We start from the raw sequence: 19,878 nt of genomic DNA, 5'->3' as shown, positions 1-19,878 counted from the left end.
CATCAACGCGCTGTGTGTTGCGGATAACTCTGCAACACACTCACCTTTTCAATGACGTTTCAGGGAAAGAGTGAGCCATTCAGCCCGTTACCCTTCAACCAGCACACCATCCCGCAGGGTCACTACCCGGTCCATGCGTGCAGCAAGCTCTTCATTATGCGTTGCAATCAACGCACCGACGCCAGTGTCACGCACCACACGCAGCAGTTCTCCGAACACGCTATCTGCTGTCGAGACATCAAGATTTCCGGTTGGCTCATCCGCCAGCAGAACCGACGGAGCGTTAGCCAGCGCGCGGGCAATGGCGACACGCTGCTGCTCACCTCCGGACAGCTTGCCCGGCAGGTGATTCAATCGGTGGCCCAGTCCGAACAGACCTAGCAGTTCCTCCGCCCGACGACGCGAGGCCGATGGAGACGTTCCGGCAATCATCTGCGGCAGCGCCACATTTTCCCGCGCCGTAAATTCGGCCAGCAGGTGATGGAACTGGTAGACGAAACCAATTTCCGAACAGCGGATAGCCGTGCGGTCCTTGTCCGGCAGACGTCCGGCGTCGCGGCCGGCGATCTCGATCACGCCACTGTCCGGGTGATCGAGCAGCCCTGCTATATGCAGCAATGTGGACTTTCCGGTGCCGGATGGAGCAACAAGCGCGACCGTTTCACCTGCACGGAGTTCGAAATTCACACCGCGCAGGACATGCAATGTCTCGTCCCCGCTGACATAGGAACGCGTGATATCACGCAGCGCCAGAACAGCCTCACCCATGACGCAGCGCCTCCACCGGATCTGTCTTCGCCGCGCGCCATGATGGATAGAGCGTCGCCAGAAGCGACAGCCCCAGCGCCATGACAATAATCTCGATCACCTGCCCCCAGACCAGCTTCGCCGGAAGGTGCTCGAGGTAATAGACCTCCGGGTTGAACAGGTTCGTCCCCGTCAGCTTCTGCAGAAGCTGACGGATGCGTTCGATGTTTTCGCAGAACAGAACACCGAGAACCGTACCGAGCACCGTGCCGGTGACACCCACGGATGCGCCACACATCAGGAAGATGCGCATGATCGCACCGCGTGTCGCACCGAGCGTCCGCAGCACGGCAATATCGGCAGTCTTGTCCTTCACCATCATGATGAGGGACGAAATCACGTTGAATGCCGCAACCAGAATAATCAACGTCAGAATCAGGAACATGACGTTCTGTTCGACCTGCACCGCGCCGAAGAAGGCATTGTTGCTCTTCGTCCAGTCGAGCACACGGATACGCGGATCATCCAGAGTCTGCGTGATGGCCCGCGTGATCGGCTGCACGTTTTCCGCGTCAGTCGTCATGACCTGTATCTGGGTCACGGCATGGGGCTGCTGGAAATAGACCTGCGCGGCTTCAAGCGGGAGGAAAACATAGCCCGCGTTGTAATCGTTCACGCCCGCATCAAAGATCGCCACAACCTTGTAGGCCCGCACGCGCGGCACGGTGCCAAACGCAGTGGCGGCGCCATTGGGCGAAACCAGCGTGATCTTGGAACCGATGGTCAGGCCCGAGCGATCCGCCAGCGTGACACCAACGGCAATCGCGTCATCACCCTGAAAATTATCGAGAGAACCAGCAATGATCGATGAACTGACTTCCTTCAGGTCCATCAACCCCTGCTTCGTCATGCCATGCACGACGCCACCGGAACTGTAGTTGCCGACACTGAGGAGCACCTGCCCCTCCAGCAACGGTGTGGCGCTGACGACGCCCGGAACTTTCCGGACTTCACCAGCGATGGAATCATAATCCGTAATCGAGCGCGTGACGCTGGCGCTGTAGAGCGAAAGATCGCCATTCAGGCCGAGGATGCGTCCCATCAGGTCGGAGCGGAACCCGTTCATCACCGCCATGACGATGATGAGGGTCGCAACGCCGAGTGAGATGCCCACCAGCGAGAAGATGGCGATGACAGAGACGAAGCGTTCGCCTTTTCTCGCCCGCAGATACCGCCCTGCGACGGCGCGCTCGAAGGAGCCGAACATCAGGCGCTCAGGACTTTCGCCAGAGCTTCATCGACGGTTAGTTCGAAACGCTCGCCTGTGGCGCGACGTTTCAGTTCGACCTTGCCTTCCTTCGCGCCACGCGGCCCGACGATGATCTGCCAAGGATGGCCCATCAGGTCGGCATCGGCGAACTTGGCGCCAGCACGGTCGGAACGATCATCGTAAAGGAACTGCTCCGGGGCCTTGGCGTAGAGCGCCTCGCACAGCGTATCGCAGGTCTCGTCACCGACTTTCAGGTTCAGGATCGCGGCCTTGAACGGCGCGACATTGTCCGGCCAGATGATGCCTGCCTCGTCATGGCTGGCCTCGATGATCGCGCCGACCAGACGCGACACGCCAATACCATAGGACCCCATTTCCGGGTGAACCGGCGTGCCATCCGGACCGGCAACGGTGATATCCATCGACTTGGTGTATTTCTGGCCGAAATAGAAAATGTGCGCGACCTCGATGCCGCGTCCTTCACGACGACGCTCGGCGGGCACGGACTCCCACGCCTTCTCGTCGTGCTTCTCGTCAGTGGCGGCGTAGTACGAGGAGACATTATTGAAGAACTTCTCAAGGTCTTCCGACTTCTCCACGTCTACCGGATCGGCCAGCCAGTCGAGCGTGTCGAGCGCGCCGTCATAGAACACACCGCTCTCGCCAGTCGGCGCGAGGATCAGGAACTCGTGGCTCAGATCACCGCCGATCGGACCGGTGTCAGCCACCATCGGCACGGCGCGGACGCCGAGACGCTGGAACGTCCGGAGATAGGACAGCATCATCTTGCGATAGGTATCGACCGCGCCCTTGTAGTCGATGTCGAAGCCGTAACCGTCCTTCATATAGAACTCACGGCCGCGCATCACACCGAAACGCGGACGGATTTCGTCGCGGAACTTCCACTGGATCTGATAGAGGACTTGCGGCAGTTCCTTGTAGGACTTCAGTTCCTGCCCGACGACATCGGTAATAACCTCTTCATTGGTCGGCCCATAGAGCAGTTCGCGCTCGTGACGGTCCTTGATACGCAGCATCTCGGGACCGTAGGCGTCATACCGTCCGGAGCGCTTCCACAGATCGGCGGACTGAATGGTCGCCATCAGCACTTCCTGCGCACCGACGCGGTCCTGCTCTTCACGCACGATGTTCGCGATATTGCGCAGAACCTTCAGGCCAGCCGGAAGCCAGGTGTAAATGCCCGAAGCCGTCTGCCGGACGAGACCGGCGCGGAGCATAAGCCTGTGCGACGCGATCTGGGCGTCGGACGGGGTTTCCTTGAGGGTAGGCAGAAAACTGCGAGACAGACGCATGGTGGGCTTTCGTTCCTGCAGGACAGACTGTTGACCGGAAGCGGTCGTTCCCTTGCGTGATCACTCACACCGGCGCGGGATGCAAGCCCCTCCCCTGTCAAAACGTCGGTTTGATGGGCGTTACAGACAGAAAAGGCCGGATGGGTGAGGTTTGCCCACCCATCCGGCCTCATGGAAAACACTACCGTTTACCTTACTGATCGAACGCCTGATCCGCCTTGAGCACGGCCGCCAGCAGCACGTTTGCCCCCATCTCCGCGTCATGTTGCAGGATACTCTCCTCCTCATTGTGACTGAGACCGTCCTTACAGGGCACAAAGATCATCGCCGTCGGTGCGACCTTCGCCACATAACCGGCATCATGACCGGGGCCGGAAACGATCCGGCGTGCGCTATAACCATGTTCCGTCGCCGCTTCCTCCACCATGCCGACACAAGCCGCATCGAAGTGAACCGCTGGCGCGTCCCAGATCTGCACGATGTCCAGTTCGACACTGTTGTCCTGCGCGATCTTCTCCAGCTTCCCGCGAAGTTCCTCCTCCATGCGCAGGACCACGGCATCATTCGGATCGCGGATATCGATGGTGAAGAACACCTCTCCCGGCACGACATTGCTGCTGTTGGGACGATTTTCGAGCAGTCCCACAGTGCCCACCGCGCTGGGCCCATGGGCCTTCGCCACTTCACTGACCGCCACGATCATCCCGGCGGACGCAACCAGTGCGTCATGACGCAGCGGCATTGGCGTCGAGCCCGCATGCGCATCCTTGCCGCGCACAGTCACCTCATACCAGCGTGCGCCCTGAATGCCGGTGACGATGCCGATCGTCTTGTCCTCGGCCTCCAGAATCGGTCCCTGTTCGATATGCAGTTCAAAATAGGCCGAGATCGGATGCTGGCCGCAAGGCTCCTTGCCGCGATAGCCAATCGTGTCCAGTTCATCGCCAAAACGGATACCCGCGCGATCCCGCTTATCCAGCACCTCCGCTTCCGTGAAAATGCCCGCGAAAACACCGGAACACATCATCGGCGGAGAAAAGCGTGAGCCTTCTTCATTGGTCCAGTTGATGACCTCGACAGGATGACGCGTCGTGTAACCGGAATTGTGCAGCGCACGGAGTACGGACAGACCGCCGAGCACGCCGAGAATACCATCGAACTTGCCGCCTGTTGGTTGTGTATCCAGATGGCTGCCCATGGTGATGGGAGGCAGCGCATTGTCCAGTCCGGGACGGCGGGCAAAGAGATTGCCCATGGAATCAAAGGACACTTCACAACCCAGATCTGAGCAGGTGCGCACGAACCAGTCCCGGACCTGCCGGTCTTCATCCGTGAGAGTAAGACGACGGATGCCTCCTTTCGGCGTGCCGCCATACCGGGCCGTTTCCATCAGATCCACCCAGAGGGCGTTGCCATCGACCCTGAGATTGCTGCCTTTGACCGACTGGGACACGCTCTTTCTCCTTGCTCAGACTAAAATCAGGAAACAGGCCGTTACGCCATGATACGATGCGGATTATTGGGATGCTCCGGCCATGTCAGATGGCCTTCAACCGGCTGTGGCTCCATCGTGATGCACCCATCGATCGGGCAGACATGGGCGCACAGATTACATCCCACGCACTCCTCGTCGATCACTTCGTAATGCCGCTCGCCGTCGACACGCGTTTTCGCAATCGCCTGATGTGATGTGTCCTCACAGGCGATGTGACACAGGCCGCAACTGACGCAGGCATCCTGATCGATATTCGCGATGGTCTTGAACTTCATGTTCAACTGATTCCACGGCACGAACTGCTTGAGCGCCCGCCCTGAAACATCATCGATCGAGCTGTAGCCTTTCTGGTCCATCCATGCCGAGAGACCATCCGCCATGTCCTCGACAATGCGGAAACCGTAATGCATCGCCGCCGTGCAGACCTGAAGCGTGGTTGATCCCATCGCCAGGAATTCAGCCGCATCACGCCAGGAGCCGATGCCACCAATCCCCGAAATCGGCATTCCGGCCATTTCCGGATCACGCGCGATCTCACCAATCATGCGCAGCGCAATCGGCTTCACTGCCGGTCCACAATACCCACCATGCGTGCCCTTGCCGCCGACAACCGGCATCGGCGCCATCTGGTCCAGATCGACGCCGATCACGGACTGAATCGTGTTGATGAGTGACACCGCATCCGCACCACCGCGTTTGGCAGCACGAGCTGGCATAAGAATGTTGGTGATGTTGGGGGTCAGTTTCACAATCACCGGCATGCGGGTGTTTTGCTTGCACCAGCGTGTGACCATTTCCACATATTCAGGCACCTGCCCCACGGCAGCACCCATGTTCCGCTCGGACATGCCGTGCGGACAGCCAAAATTCAGTTCGATGCCGTCTGCACCCGTTTCCTCAACGATTGGAAGGATCGCTTTCCACTTGTCCTCTTCACAGGGCACCATCAGACTGACGATGACAGCGCGATCCGGATAATCCCTTTTGACGGCCTTTATTTCCGCAATATTGGTTGCAAGCGGTCTGTCCGAAATCAGCTCGATATTGTTCAGCCCGATCATGCGTGCACCGTTGAAGTCCAGCGACCCATAACGCGAACTCACATTTACCACCGGCGGATCTTCACCAAGCGTCTTCCAGACGACACCACCCCACCCTGCCTCGAAAGCGCGACGGACGTTGTATTCCTTGTCCGTCGGCGGCGCGGAGGCGAGCCAGAAAGGATTGGGAGAGCGAATGCCCGCGAAAACTGTTGTCAGGTCAGCCATATTCCCGTTCCCCTCTCTTATGCCACGCTCGAAAGAGCAGCATTGATGGCTTCCGCCGCATCTCGTCCGTCCCGCACCGCCGCGACCGTCAGGTCTTCACCCGGCGTGCAGTCTCCACCCGCGTAAACGCCCTTCATGCTGGTACGATAATCAGCATCCACCATGATACGGCCATTTTCGATTGCAATTTCTTCGCCGCTGATCGGGTCATGACAGAAGACCTGCCCGACAGCCTTCAGCACCATATCCGCAGGAATAAAGAACCGGTCTTCCGCGTTATAGACAGGCTTGCCAGACTCATTCAGAGAACCCCGTGCAAACTCAACTCCTGCAAGCGCGCCCTCCTGCTGCACGATCGCCACGGGGGACGCCCACAACCGCACGGTGACACCGTTCGTCTGCGCCCATTCCCGCTCGATTGCTGTGGCCGACATGTTTTCCGCGCCACGGCGATAAACCAGCGTCACTTCATCCGCGCCCAGACGACGCGCCTGCACCGCCGCATCGACGGCGGTGTTGCCGCCTCCGATCACCACGACACGCCGTCCGACAGGAACATCGGTTTTCGGCATTGAGCGCAGCGTTTCGATGAAGGAAACGGCGTCCTGAACACCGTCGAGCGCCTCCCCTTCCAGTTCCAACTGCCGGACACCGGTGAGACCGATCGAAAGAAACACGGCGTCATGGTCACGTTTCAGGTCTCCAACACTGAGATCGACGCCCAGCGTCCTGCCACCAACAACCGAAATCCCGCCGATGGCAAGGAGGAAATCCACTTCCTTCTGCGCGAAATCGTCTGAAAGCTTGTAGGCTGCAACGCCATATTCATTCAGACCACCCGCTTTCGCATGACGATCATACAGCACCACGTCATGGCCATACATCGCCAGGCGATGAGCGCACGCCAGACCGGCAGGGCCAGCTCCAACAATCGCCACACGTCGGCCCGTCTCCGGCTGGCGACGGAAAGGCTGGCCTCCATGCTCCATCTGCCAGTCAGTCGCATGACGCTGCAACTGGCCAATCCGCACCGGCCGCCCCTCTTCGAGCGTGTTGTGCACGCATTTCTGCTCACACAGAATTTCAGTCGGGCAGACCCGGGCGCAGGAGCCGCCAAGGATGTTGGAGTCCAGAATCGTACGTGCCGATCCCTGCATGTTGTCCGTCGCAATCGCCCGGATGAAACGGGGAATATCGATGCTGGTCGGACAGGCCTCGATACACGGCGCGTCATAGCAATAGAAGCAGCGCTCCGCTTCCACCAACGCCTGTTCGTGAGACAGCGGCGGATGCGCATCGGAGAAATTGTGATTGAGCTCCAGCTCAGTCAGACGGCCGGTTGCGATATCGGGGGATGGCATTGGCTGTTGATCCATCAAGATTCCTGTTCAACATGATCGTGACGAATATGATTCGTTTACGCAATGTTTTTCTGACCATTCAGTCAGGTTTTTATCGAATAAAAAAGGCCCGGCAGCTTTCGCTAACGGGCCTTCCCTGAACATGAAAGGAAAGTCAGAAACCGGTGGACATCGAAAAGGAAACCGAAAGAGGCGGCGCAAGGGTATAGGTCGGAGCCGAAGCGGACGTATACTGCGTGCCATACACGCCGGTGGTGGGATGGGCGAACGGTGTCATCGAATAGACTCCATTTCTGTAGAGTGATCCCGCCAGATTCTGGAAATTGAGCTGAATCTGGGGCGAGTGCAGATACCACACATTGGAGAAACGATAACCAACTGTCAGTGAGTCGGAAATATAGGGATGCAGTTTCTCATCATTGAGAAGTGTCGCGTACTGCGATCCAACATATTTCAGGTTGAGATCAAGGAATATATGGCCGTTGTCCCAGTCGACACCAAGCGCGCCCATTTCGTGCGGCGTCTGCGCAGGCCGCTTGCCTTTGGTGCGAAGGTAATCGTTCAGATAATGAATGTCCGAGTCCACGGTCGCATCAAGATATTCGAAGCTGACATAGGGACGGAAATGACCAAAGATTGGACGTGTCGCAAGCTGGACATCCACGCCTCGTGACGTCTGGTTACCGACATTCATTGTTGTCGCCATAGGCGCGCTGCCGAAATAACTCAGGACCGCCATCTGACGATTTGTAAAGTTGTAATTGAAGAAGGAAATATCACCAACAAAGATGTCGTCGTGATAACGGTAGCCGATTTCTTCATTAATTGAATATTCCGGCTTCACATTGTCTGAAGGCGCTGTCGACATGCTGCCATTCACATTATACAGCTCGAACATTGTATTGTTGTTGGGCATCTTGAAGCTGGTCGATCCCCGCAGATACAACTGGTGGTGGGAGTTGAATGTATAGCTGGCGCTGAACTGCGGCAGAGGTTCAAACACATTCTGCCCGCGATTCTGCACAATATTGGGCACATAACTGTTGACCTTGCGGCTGACCATCGCCAGACGCACACCGGCCTGCAATTCCAGCTTGTCCTGCAGGAGCTTCAGCCTGTCACCCAGGTAAAGCATGTTCACCTGCGTGAACGTGTTGTGATTGTTGAGGTACCACTTCTTGCCATTAGCCAGACGATAGATGTTGGGACCATAATCACCATAAATGTTGGCAGGGCCACCATCATTCTGATTGATGTAGGATACCGGAGTGGCCTGATTGGTGCGCGACCATTCATACCACCAGCCAAAGGTCAGGGTATTGATCCCCTTGGTCCATGTTACCTTCGCGTTGTTTCCGGTTCTGTGGTAGCTGAAATACAGCGGTGAATAGACGGTTGTGCCGTTCGCGACATTCACGTCCACCGGTTGATTGCCCGAAAAGGTCTGACCGTCCTCAATCGTGCTCACGCCACCAATGGTGCCAGATCCCCACCAGAGATAAGGCGTATCGTCAAACCGGAGACCGTCCGCCAGTTTCAGGGAAAGCGGTGCGGAAGCAATAAGGTTCTGGAAAGCATCCAGACCGTATTTGTAGTAATTCGTCCGATCATTCTTATCGAAGCGGGAACTGTAATCGAGTTTCTTGCCATATTGCGAGAACTGATCCTTGGTCGGATACATATCAAGCTGCAACTGGTTGGTATTATAGCTGGCGTTGATTGTCCAGCGGCTTTCCGGCGTAAAATCCTTGATCAGTTTGAAATCGACATGTTTACGGGTGAATTTGCCCGGACCACGCCAGTTATCTGCCGCCGTATTCGAGAATGAAGCAAACGCACGCACACCTGTTTTGCCGATATCGCCAGTTTCCAGCCGCACGAACTCTCTGTGCATGTCATAGGAACCATAGGAAAAATCGACAAAACCACCGCGTTTGTGTGAGGGATCAATCAATTCCGCATAGGCCGCTCCCGCAGCAGCGGAGATGCTCGGCGTATCAATATCGACCGATCCCGGCGTGAGAGAGACCGACTTCAGGTTGTCGCCATCCGATGTCTGGTTGGCATAAAAACCGCCGTCACCCACGTCATTGACCGGCGCGCCATTATAGATCCAGCCAACATGATCCCCGGGCAATCCCCGCAGGGTCAGATTACCCCCGGCGATCCCGTAGGGTTCGGTCAGCGTGACAAAGGCGCTTGGTGTCAGCGACAATACCTGCACGGGGTTGGCCGACGGTGGCTGTTTGGCGATAAAATCCCGTGTCACTGACTGGATGGTTCCGGCGCGCGTTTCCAGACGCATGAGACCGCCACCCGGCTGCCGTCCCGTCACACCCTGCGCGGACGCCGTGCGGCCTGTCACATGGATTGCCTCTCCCGGACCGCTGGCTTTCACCGAGCGCGGCCTGGAAACTGCGGGCTTTTTTACCACGCCATTTCCTGTGGCTGCTTTTGTCGTCTTTGCAGGAGACATCGTATCCCGCGCTGACGCCTGTTCAGTCAGAATTGTCTCCCCGCAGATCGTCCCTGCCAGAAGGAAATGAAAAACTGAAAGGCGTTTTCGGACCATATTCTTTTCCTGCTCCAGCATCGAAACGTAAAAGTGATCGACGTTGAGTAACTATAATTTTTTGATCCGGATTCGCAACGAAATTTCGACCAGATGGTTAAGTTTTTTGATGTCTCCTTTTTTCTACGGAATGAAACCCAACAAAAAATATGGAATAATCAGCATTTTCAATATAATAAGCGATAATCAACAGTGATCAGAGAATTCTGCTTATGATCCTCCCCGGCGATCCTGCTCCCCTGTTTCTACAGAAAGCCGACACCGACTGGGGTCGCTATAGTTTCGATATGGCTGCCGGGCGGTATAGCCTGCTCATCTTCATGCCGTCAGTTCAGTCTCCTCCCTCTGCTTTCGGCACAGAAGCATTCAGCAGCCTTACCGAGAAACGTAAGAACAATATTCTGGAAATTTTCTGTGTTGCAGGAAGCAGTGAGAGGAGGAGCAGTTCCTGTGCTGATCCCGTTAGCAGAGACAACATCGTTGTCTTTGACGATGACCAGAGCGTGCACAGACTTTACAATGTTGACAGTGACCAAGTGCTCTGGGTTCTTGTGGACCCGATGCTCCGAATCAAACAGGTTCTGCCCGACAGTCCCGAAGTCGCGAAATACCTGAACCAATGGCTGGATCATGCACCCCGATTCCAGAACGGTCCCATCCCTGCTCTCATGCTTGATGGCGTTCTTGAACCACAGTTCTGTCAGGCGCTTGTTTCATACTATCATAGTCAGCCGCAGAACTTCTCCGGCATCCTGACCCGCAACAGCGAAGGGGCAGCCGTGCAGACTGTCAGCCAATCTTTCAAGCGCAGGCATGATTGCGTTTTGCGCGACGAAGCACTGGTCAGAGGTTTGCAGGCCCGGATCATCCGACGTGTCGTTCCTGAAATCCGCAAGAGTTTTCAATGTACCGTCACCGGCATGGACCGCATGATCGTCGGGTGTTATGACGCCGCCGAACTGGGCGGTTTCGGACCGCACCGGGACAATACGGTCAAAGGGGCGTTTCACAGACTTTTTGCCATTTCCCTTAATCTGAACAAGGATTTCAAAGGTGGCGAACTGGTCTTTCCTGAATTTTCAGATCAGGGATTTTGTCCACCTGCCGGGGGCGCCCTCATCTTTTCCAGCGCACTCATGCATGCCGTCAGACCTGTCACAGAAGGAAAGCGCTATGCATGCCTTCCCTTTGCCTTCAACGAAGATTCGCTCGCCTATGCCCGCAGTCAGGAAGGCATGACGGAACATAAATCCGCCAACAGGAAATAGAATTGTTTTCCAAACAGTATCGACGCACAGATTTCTGCCTCTTCTGTTCACAGACGAGGCAGCTTCCCAAATACCGAACTCCCTTGTGAACCGCGCAACGAAGTCCGAAACTCACAATGCCTTTTCAAAATAAGCCGGTATATTTTTAAAGAGGCTTCCGCGGCGCACGTTTCAGAGCCGAACGGCTGAGATAACGCCCTGCCCCTTTGACCGCCCGCAAATCACCATCCTGCCAGACGATTTTTCCATTGCTGATCGTGGTCTGAGCCAGACCGGTCAGCGTCATACCTTCAAAGATATTGTAATCGACGTTCTGATGATGCGTCGCAGCCGAAATGGTTCGCTCTGCATCCGGATCCCACAGGACAATGTCGGCATCGGCTCCCGGCACGATCGTCCCTTTCTGCGGATAGATATTGAAAATCCGTGCCGTGTTGGCTGAAGTCAGAGCCACGAAATTTTCTGGCGACAGGCGACCTTTTTTCACTCCATAGTGCCACAGCACACTCATTCGATCCTCGATCCCCGGCGTTCCGTTGGGAATGCGCGTGAAATCTTTTAGCCCCGCTTCTTTCTGGCCCGCGCAGAAACAGCAGTGATCCGTTGCCGTCGTATGCAACTGACCAGACATAAGACCACCCCACAGCGATGACTGATGATGACGTGGACGGAAAGGCGGGCTCATCACATAGCGCGCCGCCTTCAGCCAGTCCGACGATTCATAAACGCTTTCGTCAAACACAAGATGCTGGGGCAGGACTTCGCCATACACTTCCTGTCCTCTCATGCGGGCATCAGCGATCGCTTTCGCCGCCTGCTCCGTCGAGACATGAACAATATAGACGGGCACACCCAGCAGACCCGCCAGCGTAATGGCGCGCTGGGCGGCTTCCCCCTCCACTTCCGGTGGACGCGACACGGGATGCGCCTCCGGTCCAGTCCGTCCCTGAGCCAGAAGATCCTGCTGGAGATAGGCGACGGCATCGCCATTCTCCGCATGAACGGTACAAATCGCGCCCAGTTCCGACGCACGCTTCATGGACCGAAGCAGCGTGTCATCCTCGACCATAAGGGCATTCTTGTAGGCCATGAAATGCTTGAAGGAGTTGACGCCGCACTCTTCAACCAGCGTGCCCATGTCGCGGTGCACCTGATCGTTCCACTCCGTGATGGCGACATGAAAACCGCAGTCAGACGCCGCTTTCGTCGCCTTTTCGCGCCACGCCTTCCATGAATCCAGCAGCCCACGCCCCGAGCCGGGGATCACGAAATCAATGATGCTGGTTGTACCACCAGCCAGACCGGCAGCCGTTCCAGTGAAGAAATCATCCGTCGCAATGGTTCCCATGAAAGGCATTTCCATATGCGTATGCGGGTCTATCCCTCCCGGCATGACCAGCAGGCCGCCAGCGTCCACCACGTCACAGCCAGCAGGTGTTTCCAGATCCGGTCCGACCTGAAGAATCCGCCCATCGTCGCCACACAGCACATCGGCCCGCATGGTGCGTTCCGCCGTTACAACGTCACCGCCTCTGATATGCAGCATGAGCGCGTCCTTCATTATTCCAGGAATCGTGGATTTCTCCACATTTCATGTCGAAACCGTATTGTTATTCTGACTATCTGGTCAATAAGATATTTCGGAAACGAATCATGTTCTCAGGGAGAGCACCATGAGCGGCCCTTCATCACTCCAAACAGGTTCATCCAGTCTGATCAATGACGATCTGGCTCCCGTGACCCGTCGCACATGGGGCGGCAAGGATTACCTGTTCCTGTGGATGTCCAACATTCATAGCGTGGCGGGCTATGTGACGGTCAGCAGCCTGTTCGTCATGGGATTACCGCTTCAGGACGTGTTCCTCGCCCTGCTCCTCGGTATTCTGGTGGTGCAGGTGGCGTGCAACCTTGTCGCCGCCCCCAGCTTCCGCACAGGCGCACCGTTTCCCGTCCTGGTCCGTATGACGTTCGGTGTGTATGGGGCCATCCTCGCCGCCCTCATACGCGGACTGATCGCCATAGGCTGGTACGGCATCCAGACCTGGCTCGCCTCCAACGCGCTCGTGGTGCTCGCTGTCAAACTCTGGCCTTCCATTGAACCATGGGCCATCGCCTCACAACATGGCTTTGTGGGGCTGTCACTGGTCGGGTGGATCGCCTTCATGACCGTATGGACCCTGCAGATCATGGTTTTCTGGAACGGCATGGACGCCATACGCCATTTCATCGACTGGGCCGGTCCCATCATTTACGGCATGATGGCGCTTCTCGACGGGTGGCTTCTTTTCAGGACGGGTGGGCATGTCTCGTTTCACATGTTCCATGTCGCGACACATCCCACCTTCACACAGCAGTTCTCCGGCATTGTGAATGCGATGGCGCTGATCTTCGCCTATTTCTCACCGATCATTCTCAATTTTGGGGATTTTGCACGCTACGGAGTCAGCATGCGCGCGATCCGCAGCGGCAACTTCTGGGGCCTTCCCTTCAATCTTCTGGCTTTTGCCTTCCTGACCCTCCTGACGATCGCCCTGACGCTGCCGGTCTTTGGTCATCTGATTTTCGATCCGGTGGAAACGGTGGTGAAAACCACGAGCCTGACCACAGCCCTTCTTGGCGTTCTGACGGTTGTGACTGCCACGATCGGCATCAACATTTCCGCCAATTTCGTTTCTGCTGCCTTTGATTTTTCCAATATTGCGCCCAACCGTCTTTCATGGCGTCAGGGAGGGCTGATCGCCGCAACAGGCGCCATCATCGTCACGCCATGGAACCTGTATGCACGCCCCGAACTGGTGCATCTCACACTCGATGTACTGGGAAGCTGCATCACGCCGATGGTCGCCATTCTTCTGGCCGATTACTACATCGTCAAAAAGCAGCACATCCAGCCAGAAGCTCTTTATTCCTCTGACCGGAACGATGCTTACTGGTATCAGGGAGGCGTCAACCCCGTCGCAATCAGCGCTCTTGTCGCGGGCACGCTCTGCGGGCTGAGCTTTATTTCTTTCTCTGCTTTCGCGGAGTATCGGAACCTGTCCTGTGTCGCCGGTTTTATGACCGCGCTCGGCTTCTATCTTGTTCTGGCGCAGATGTTTCCTCATCGATGCACACAGAAGAAAGCAGTTGCATGATGGTGTTCAGGCCCTCGTCATAATCGCTTTTCAGGAGTTTTTTCCGACCCAGCACTGCTGCAAACTGAACCTGCATGTCGGCGTAAGACTGTGTCATGGACCAGAGCAGGAACATGAAGTGCGGAACATTCACCGCCTTCATCTGCCCCCGCTCCTGCCAGACCCTGAAAACGTCCGACAGTCTCTCGACATGCTCTTTCAGCGTGATTCTGAGAAAATCCTCAATCCGGTCACCGCCGGACAGGAGTTCCTGCATGAAGAGCCGGGAGACCTCCGGCTTGCGTCGGGAAAAAATGATTTTTGCCTGAACGTATTTCAGCAGACCGTCATAGGGCCTGTTTTTTTCTGAAATCCACGCGTCAGCATCGGCCAGCCAACCATCAAGAAAACGCTCCAGCGTCGCATGATAGAGCTTTTCCTTGGTGCTGAAATAATAAAGGACATTTGCTTTCGGCAGATCGCAGACCCGGGCGATCTCATCAACGCGGGCACCAGAAAAACCGTGACAGGAAAAGACTTTTTCTGCGGCATCCAGAATATGACCTGTCATATTCTCGCGCAAAGACCCTGCGGGCCGGTTTCCGTCTTTCTGCCGCATCGAATTTTCTGTCTCTAGAGTCCTGTGACCATCGTCCGATGATTATGTCACCCGGTCATTGACCATACATGACCGCAGCATTTCGAAACGTATCATCTGCCGCGTTCAGGAACAGGCAGACACTTTCAGAACTGGTGCCTGCCTGAAACACGGTCTATCAGACGCGAAGGACGTGCACGTCCACAAGCGGACGCTTCTGAAGCTTGCGCCCCAGAGCGCGACGCAGCGCCGTCTTGGCGGCTTCCCGGAAAGAAACATCGTCCATACGCAGTTCGTCCGGAATCTCGTCGATTGCGTTGGAAAACTCTTCCTGCACGCGGATGCTTTCCGGTTCCCCCGCTTCCAGCAGCCCCGGCGCGCTGATCTTCGGCTCACCGATGACATAGCCTTCGTCATCCACCGCGACGCTGGCGATGATGATGCCGTTGAACAGCATCTTGCGACGCGCGGACAGAACATCGCCATCCATCGCCAGCAGACGATTGCCGTCCACAGCCAGACGACCCGTCGGCGCAGTGTCGACCACCTGCACCGCACCGGGAGCGAGGTTCAGGATGTCGCCGTCTTCCAGCAGGATGGAGGCGATGCCCTTTTCCTGAGCCAGAGCAGCATGAGCCGTCAGGTGACGCCATTCACCATGCGTCGGCACGGCATATTGCGGACGGATCAGGTCATACATCGTCCGCACGTCATCAGCCGTGGCATGGCCGGAACAGTGGATCATGTACCCTTCCTTGTCCGTGATGACACGGACACCGTTACGGGTCAGATTGTCCTGCACCTGCATGATGGCACGCTCGTTGCCGGGGATCATACGGCTTGAATAGATGACCGTATCCCCTTCCCCGAGCGCCACGCTCTGATGCGTGTCCGAGGCGATCCGCGACAGCGCCGAGCGAGGCTCGCCCTGACTGCCGGTGATGATCATGACGATCTTGTCGTCCTCGACATTGTTGATCTCGTATTCAGGCAGGAACGGCAGCACACCCGACAGATAGCCGCACTCACGCGCCGCCACATCGAGGTTCCGCAGGGAGCGACCGACCAGCACCACGACACGTCCGGCAGCCTGCGCTGCCATGGCGATGGTTTCCACACGGGCGACGTTGGACGCAAAGCAGGTGACGGCGATACGCCCTGTCAGCGTTCCCATCAGTTCCGTCAGGCCCTGACGCACTTCGGCTTCAGAGCGCGAGGCTCCCGGCGTCATGACGTTGGTGCTGTCACACACCAGCGCCAGCACGCCTTCGTCGCCGATCTGCCGCAGACGCTCGATATCGGTCGGCGGACCAACCAGCGGCGTCGGATCGATCTTCCAGTCACCGGTATGCACCACAACGCCCTGAGGCGTACGGATGGCCATCGCCTGCGCTTCCGGCACCGAATGGGTCACCGGGATGAACTCGATGTCGAACGGACCGACATTGAAACGTCCACCGCAGGGGATCACGTGGATCTTCACCTGCTGGTCGAGGCGGGCCTCACCGAGTTTGCGACGCAGCACGGTCGCGGCGAAAGGCGTCGCGTAGATCGGACAACCGAGGCGTGTCCAGAGATGCGCGACTGCGCCGATATGATCTTCATGGGCGTGGGTGATGACCAGACCGGCCAGTTTCTCCCGACGTTCCACGATATAGGTCGGGTCCGGCACCAGAATTTCCGCTTCCGGCGTATCATTGCCGGAGAACCCGATGCCGCAATCCACTGCGAGCCATGTCTCCCCCAACCTGTAAAGGTTGAGGTTCATACCGATCTCGCCCGTTCCGCCGAGTGGCAGAAAGGCCAGACCGCTATCCTTTTCCGTCATGTCGTATTGTTATCCTTCTTCCTGTGTACTGTCTGTGATGGTGTGTAATGGCGGCTCCGGGTTTCGTTCGAACAGGAACCGCAATCCGTTGATGGTCAATTCAGGGTCGATATGGTCGAAGACCTGTGTTCCTTCGGAGAAGAGCGGCGCGAGACCACCGGTCGCAAGCACCTTCATGGGCGCTCCGAACTCCCGTTTGATCCGCTCGACAAGCCCTTCGATCAATCCGACATATCCCCAGAACACGCCTGACCGCATGGCCATGTTCGTGTTCTTCCCAATGACAAGACCCCCTTCCGGGCGACCAATTCCAATCCGCGGCAGACGTGCCGCGGCCATATGCAGGGCCTCAACCGACAGGTTGATGCCGGGGGCAATGATGCCGCCCAGATAGGTTCCGTCCTCCGCCACGACATCGAACGTGGTGGCCGTGCCGAAATCGATGACCACCAGCGGGCCACCATAAAGGCGCTGGGCTGCAAGCCCGTTCAGCAGACGGTCGACACCCACTTCCGTCGGGTTATCAAGAGCAATCTGGAAACCCCAGTCCAGACGCGGTGACGCCACGAGAGGCTCGACATTGAAATACTGACGGCAGAGCTGGCGGAGGTGATAGAAGGCGGCAGGCACAACCGTGCCGATGGCGGCTCCTGTAATATCCTCTGGCGCGATCCCTTCGTTATGCAGCAGCGTCAGCAACCACACCGCGTATTCGTCACTGGTACGCTGGGTCTGCATGGAAATGCGCCACGTTCCGCGCCATTTCTCTCCATCATCGACCGCAAAAACAGCGTTCGTATTGCCTGCGTCAATGACCAGCAGCACGACCGGTTTCCAGCGCGTTCACCGTGGGATCACCATAAAGCACTTCACCCGTAATCACTCTCTCGACCTTTCCATTACAGTCGAGGAGCAACTCACCATCCTCACCAATCCCTGCAAATCTGCCTTTAGAATAGTGTCCGCCGCCATTTACTACAAGAGGCGCACCCAAAGGCAGCGATCGTTCAAGCCATGCGAGGCGAATTGCGGCGAAGCCTTCAGTCCTGAAAACCTGCCGCCAGTGCGCCAGAGCGACAAGAATTCTCTCCGCGACAGCGCGCGGCTGGCAGGAGGCTGTCCACTCCGCCAGAGAGGCCAGTTTCCGGCCGGGAATGGCGGGCGACGCCACAAGATTGGCCCCGAAACCAATGACCAGCCAGGCGGCCGCGCCTCCGCCGGCTTCAACCAGAATACCGCCCATCTTGCGACCATCGAGCACGATGTCATTGGGCCATTTGATCCGCAGTCGGGAACTTTCCCGCCCTGAAGCAAGCCCATCATGAAACGCCAGAGCCGCGATGAATGCCCAAGCGCCCGGCTGTTTTCGTTCGTTCGCATCCGGACGCAGCAACACCGAAAGGGCCAGACTGTCGCCGGGATCAGACCAGAGACGTCCGCGACTGCCGCGCGGACTTGTCTGGTGAAACGCCAGAGCGGCGAAACCATCCGCCTCACCTTCCTCCGCCTTTGCCAGACAGAGGTCAGATGTTGAAGGCAGTTCGTCAAAGCATGAAAGCCGCCAGTCGGACGACTGATCTGTGCCGCTCCCCCGCGGCGCAACCCGCTCAGCCAATGAGCGCCTGCGCCGCAGCCTGCGCAGCCTCGCTGATCGGACCCAGACCAATCAGGAACAGGACTGTCGCCAGCCCCATTGCAATGGACACGAACGAAACGGACGGAGCAGGACGATCGAAGGCCGGAGCCGCTGGATCGAAATAGGCCACCTTAACGATACGCAGGTAATAGAACGCGCCAACGATGGCCGACACCACGCCCACAGCGATCAGCGGATACAGGCCAGCATTCCAGGCTGCTGCGAACACCATGAACTTGCCGAAGAACCCGGCCAGCGGCGGCACGCCGATCATGCTGAACATGCAGATCGCCAGCACCAGAGCCAGTCCCGGATTGGTGCGGCCAAGCCCTGCGATGTCGGAGATTTCCGTGACCTCACGTCCCTGCCGACGCATGGCGGTGATCACGCCGAACGTACCCGCATTCATGATCAGATAGGTCGTGAGATAGACCAGCGTGCCGGTCGTCCCTGCGGGCGAAGCAGCAGCAAGACCCATCATCGCGTAACCCATATGGCCGATCGAGGAATAAGCCATCAGGCGCTTGATGTTGCGCTGCGGAATAGCGGCGAAGGAACCGAACAGCATGGACAGCGCCGCGATCACCTCGATCAGCAGCTGCCAGCGTGGCGACATGGCGCCGAACGGTCCCGCCATCACACGCAGGATCAGGGCGAAAGCCGCGAACTTCGGCGCACCAGCCATGTAGGCCGTCACCGGTGTCGGCGCGCCCTGATAGACATCCGGCGTCCACATGTGGAACGGCACGGCGGACAGCTTGAACGCCAGTCCGACGATGACGAACACCATGCCAATGACAAGGCCGATCGGCAGAATACCGGCGCTATTGATCTCGGCGGCGATGGGAGCATACTCCATCGTGCCTGCGTAACCGTAGACCAGCGACACGCCATACAGCAGCAGGCCGGACGCCAGCGAACCGAGGATGAAGTATTTCAGTCCGGCTTCAGCAGACCCCAGACGATCCCTCTCCAGAGCGCACAGCACGTAGATCGCCAGCGAGGAGAGTTCCAGTCCGACGAACAGCGTCATCAGGTTGGTGGACGACGCCATGACCATCGCGCCAAGCGTGGAGAACAGGACGAGAATGGGCATCTCGAACGGCAGTTCGCGGTGCTCGTTAGTGTAACCGACCGACAGCGCAATCGCGACCACGCCACCGACAATGGCCAGCAGCTTGATGAAGCGGGCGAACGCATCGACCACGAACAGTCCGTCATACCCCACGCCACCCGGCGAGAGAGCCACCAGAAAACCGGTCACCACGAAGGCCGCGATGCTCAGCGTCGCTGACGGCAGGAAGGCATGACCCTTCTTCGTGAGCACACCCACCGAGAGGATAAGAAGACCGCTGACCGCCAGAACGATTTCCGGCAACGCAAGTATCCAGTTCATCGTCCATTCTCCC

Annotated in this window: 15 protein-coding genes; 2 read left to right on the top strand and 13 right to left on the bottom strand. The window is 57.4% G+C overall.

The window, feature by feature from the left end; genetic code table 11:
- Positions 1-87 precede the first annotated feature (87 nt).
- The 7 genes from GVI59_RS09800 to GVI59_RS09770 all read right to left on the bottom strand — a co-directional run bounded on the left by GVI59_RS09800 (position 88) and on the right by GVI59_RS09770 (position 9,930).
- Entirely contained in the window at positions 88-768 is a 681-nt protein-coding gene (locus GVI59_RS09800) for an ABC transporter ATP-binding protein (RefSeq protein WP_173574093.1), read from the bottom strand.
- Positions 761-2,014, bottom strand: coding sequence for a lipoprotein-releasing ABC transporter permease subunit (locus tag GVI59_RS09795; protein WP_173574092.1), 1,254 nt, complete (start codon positions 2,012-2,014; stop codon positions 761-763). Before GVI59_RS09795 ends, GVI59_RS09800 begins: the two co-directional genes overlap by 8 nt.
- Positions 2,014-3,330, bottom strand: coding sequence for a proline--tRNA ligase (gene proS, locus GVI59_RS09790; RefSeq protein ID WP_173574091.1), 1,317 nt, complete (start codon positions 3,328-3,330; stop codon positions 2,014-2,016). The genes GVI59_RS09795 and proS overlap by 1 nt, the downstream gene beginning before the upstream one ends.
- Before the next feature lie 193 nt (positions 3,331-3,523).
- Positions 3,524-4,783 carry an allantoate amidohydrolase gene (locus GVI59_RS09785; RefSeq protein WP_173574090.1) on the bottom strand — a complete coding sequence of 420 codons (1,260 nt, stop codon included), beginning with the start codon at positions 4,781-4,783 and terminating at the stop codon, positions 3,524-3,526.
- Between the two features lie 41 nt (positions 4,784-4,824).
- On the bottom strand, positions 4,825-6,093 hold the full coding sequence (preA, locus tag GVI59_RS09780) for an NAD-dependent dihydropyrimidine dehydrogenase subunit PreA (protein ID WP_173574089.1): 1,269 nt from the start codon (positions 6,091-6,093) through the stop codon (positions 4,825-4,827).
- A 17-nt stretch (positions 6,094-6,110) separates the two neighbouring features.
- Complete coding sequence (locus tag GVI59_RS09775; protein ID WP_408736609.1) at positions 6,111-7,469, bottom strand: NAD(P)-dependent oxidoreductase; 1,359 nt, start codon at positions 7,467-7,469, stop codon at positions 6,111-6,113.
- Between the two features lie 139 nt (positions 7,470-7,608).
- Positions 7,609-9,930 (bottom strand): TonB-dependent receptor, encoded by a 2,322-nt coding sequence (locus tag GVI59_RS09770; RefSeq protein ID WP_408736612.1) that lies wholly within the window; start codon positions 9,928-9,930, stop codon positions 7,609-7,611.
- 308 nt (positions 9,931-10,238) lie between these two features.
- Between GVI59_RS09770 and GVI59_RS09765 the strand changes: the two genes are divergently transcribed.
- Positions 10,239-11,294 carry a 2OG-Fe(II) oxygenase gene (locus GVI59_RS09765; protein ID WP_173574087.1) on the top strand — a complete coding sequence of 352 codons (1,056 nt, stop codon included), beginning with the start codon at positions 10,239-10,241 and terminating at the stop codon, positions 11,292-11,294.
- A gap of 145 nt (positions 11,295-11,439) precedes the next feature.
- On the opposite strand, the gene hydA is transcribed toward GVI59_RS09765, so the two are convergent.
- Complete coding sequence (gene hydA, locus GVI59_RS09760; RefSeq protein ID WP_173574086.1) at positions 11,440-12,840, bottom strand: dihydropyrimidinase; 1,401 nt, start codon at positions 12,838-12,840, stop codon at positions 11,440-11,442.
- A gap of 127 nt (positions 12,841-12,967) precedes the next feature.
- On the opposite strand from hydA, the gene GVI59_RS09755 reads away from it, so the two are divergent.
- Positions 12,968-14,428 carry an NCS1 family nucleobase:cation symporter-1 gene (locus tag GVI59_RS09755; protein WP_173574085.1) on the top strand — a complete coding sequence of 487 codons (1,461 nt, stop codon included), beginning with the start codon at positions 12,968-12,970 and terminating at the stop codon, positions 14,426-14,428.
- On the opposite strand, the gene GVI59_RS09750 is transcribed toward GVI59_RS09755, so the two are convergent.
- The 5 genes from GVI59_RS09750 to nuoN all read right to left on the bottom strand — a co-directional run bounded on the left by GVI59_RS09750 (position 14,349) and on the right by nuoN (position 19,865).
- Positions 14,349-15,026: a TetR/AcrR family transcriptional regulator gene (locus tag GVI59_RS09750; RefSeq protein WP_173574084.1), complete on the bottom strand. Its 678-nt coding sequence runs from the start codon at positions 15,024-15,026 to the stop codon at positions 14,349-14,351. The two genes, GVI59_RS09755 and GVI59_RS09750, sit on opposite strands and share 80 nt — an antisense overlap.
- 157 nt (positions 15,027-15,183) lie before the next feature.
- The gene (locus tag GVI59_RS09745) at positions 15,184-16,833 is read right to left on the bottom strand and encodes a ribonuclease J (RefSeq protein ID WP_173574083.1); all 1,650 of its coding nucleotides are present in this window, start codon (positions 16,831-16,833) and stop codon (positions 15,184-15,186) included.
- A 9-nt stretch (positions 16,834-16,842) separates the two neighbouring features.
- A complete protein-coding gene (locus tag GVI59_RS09740; RefSeq protein WP_173574082.1) occupies positions 16,843-17,658 on the bottom strand; it encodes a type III pantothenate kinase in 816 nt (271 codons plus the stop codon).
- Positions 17,642-18,448 carry a biotin--[acetyl-CoA-carboxylase] ligase gene (locus GVI59_RS09735; RefSeq protein ID WP_173574081.1) on the bottom strand — a complete coding sequence of 269 codons (807 nt, stop codon included), beginning with the start codon at positions 18,446-18,448 and terminating at the stop codon, positions 17,642-17,644. The genes GVI59_RS09740 and GVI59_RS09735 overlap by 17 nt, the downstream gene beginning before the upstream one ends.
- Positions 18,441-19,865 carry an NADH-quinone oxidoreductase subunit NuoN gene (gene nuoN, locus GVI59_RS09730; RefSeq protein ID WP_173574080.1) on the bottom strand — a complete coding sequence of 475 codons (1,425 nt, stop codon included), beginning with the start codon at positions 19,863-19,865 and terminating at the stop codon, positions 18,441-18,443. The genes GVI59_RS09735 and nuoN overlap by 8 nt, the downstream gene beginning before the upstream one ends.
- Positions 19,866-19,878: the final 13 nt, after the last annotated feature.

The organism is Acetobacter sicerae (assembly GCF_011516765.1).
Taxonomy (GTDB): Bacteria; Pseudomonadota; Alphaproteobacteria; order Acetobacterales; family Acetobacteraceae; genus Acetobacter; species Acetobacter sicerae.
The sequence above is the reverse complement of the archived record's forward strand: the minus strand, read 5'-3'. Positions and strand labels throughout refer to the sequence as shown.

Excerpts from the sequence above, each read along its gene's own strand:
- GVI59_RS09800 (WP_173574093.1), bottom strand. The coding sequence starts at position 768 with ATGGGTGAGGCTGTTCTGGCGCTGCGTGATATCACGCGTTCCTATGTC.
- GVI59_RS09795 (WP_173574092.1), bottom strand. The coding sequence starts at position 2,014 with ATGTTCGGCTCCTTCGAGCGCGCCGTCGCAGGGCGGTATCTGCGGGCG.
- proS (WP_173574091.1), bottom strand. The coding sequence starts at position 3,330 with ATGCGTCTGTCTCGCAGTTTTCTGCCTACCCTCAAGGAAACCCCGTCC.
- preA (WP_173574089.1), bottom strand. The coding sequence starts at position 6,093 with ATGGCTGACCTGACAACAGTTTTCGCGGGCATTCGCTCTCCCAATCCT.
- GVI59_RS09775 (WP_408736609.1), bottom strand. The coding sequence starts at position 7,469 with ATGGATCAACAGCCAATGCCATCCCCCGATATCGCAACCGGCCGTCTG.
- GVI59_RS09770 (WP_408736612.1), bottom strand. The coding sequence starts at position 9,930 with ATGTCTCCTGCAAAGACGACAAAAGCAGCCACAGGAAATGGCGTGGTA.
- GVI59_RS09765 (WP_173574087.1), top strand. The coding sequence starts at position 10,239 with ATGATCCTCCCCGGCGATCCTGCTCCCCTGTTTCTACAGAAAGCCGAC.
- hydA (WP_173574086.1), bottom strand. The coding sequence starts at position 12,840 with ATGCTGCATATCAGAGGCGGTGACGTTGTAACGGCGGAACGCACCATG.
- GVI59_RS09755 (WP_173574085.1), top strand. The coding sequence starts at position 12,968 with ATGAGCGGCCCTTCATCACTCCAAACAGGTTCATCCAGTCTGATCAAT.
- GVI59_RS09750 (WP_173574084.1), bottom strand. The coding sequence starts at position 15,026 with ATGCGGCAGAAAGACGGAAACCGGCCCGCAGGGTCTTTGCGCGAGAAT.
- GVI59_RS09745 (WP_173574083.1), bottom strand. The coding sequence starts at position 16,833 with ATGACGGAAAAGGATAGCGGTCTGGCCTTTCTGCCACTCGGCGGAACG.
- nuoN (WP_173574080.1), bottom strand. The coding sequence starts at position 19,865 with ATGAACTGGATACTTGCGTTGCCGGAAATCGTTCTGGCGGTCAGCGGT.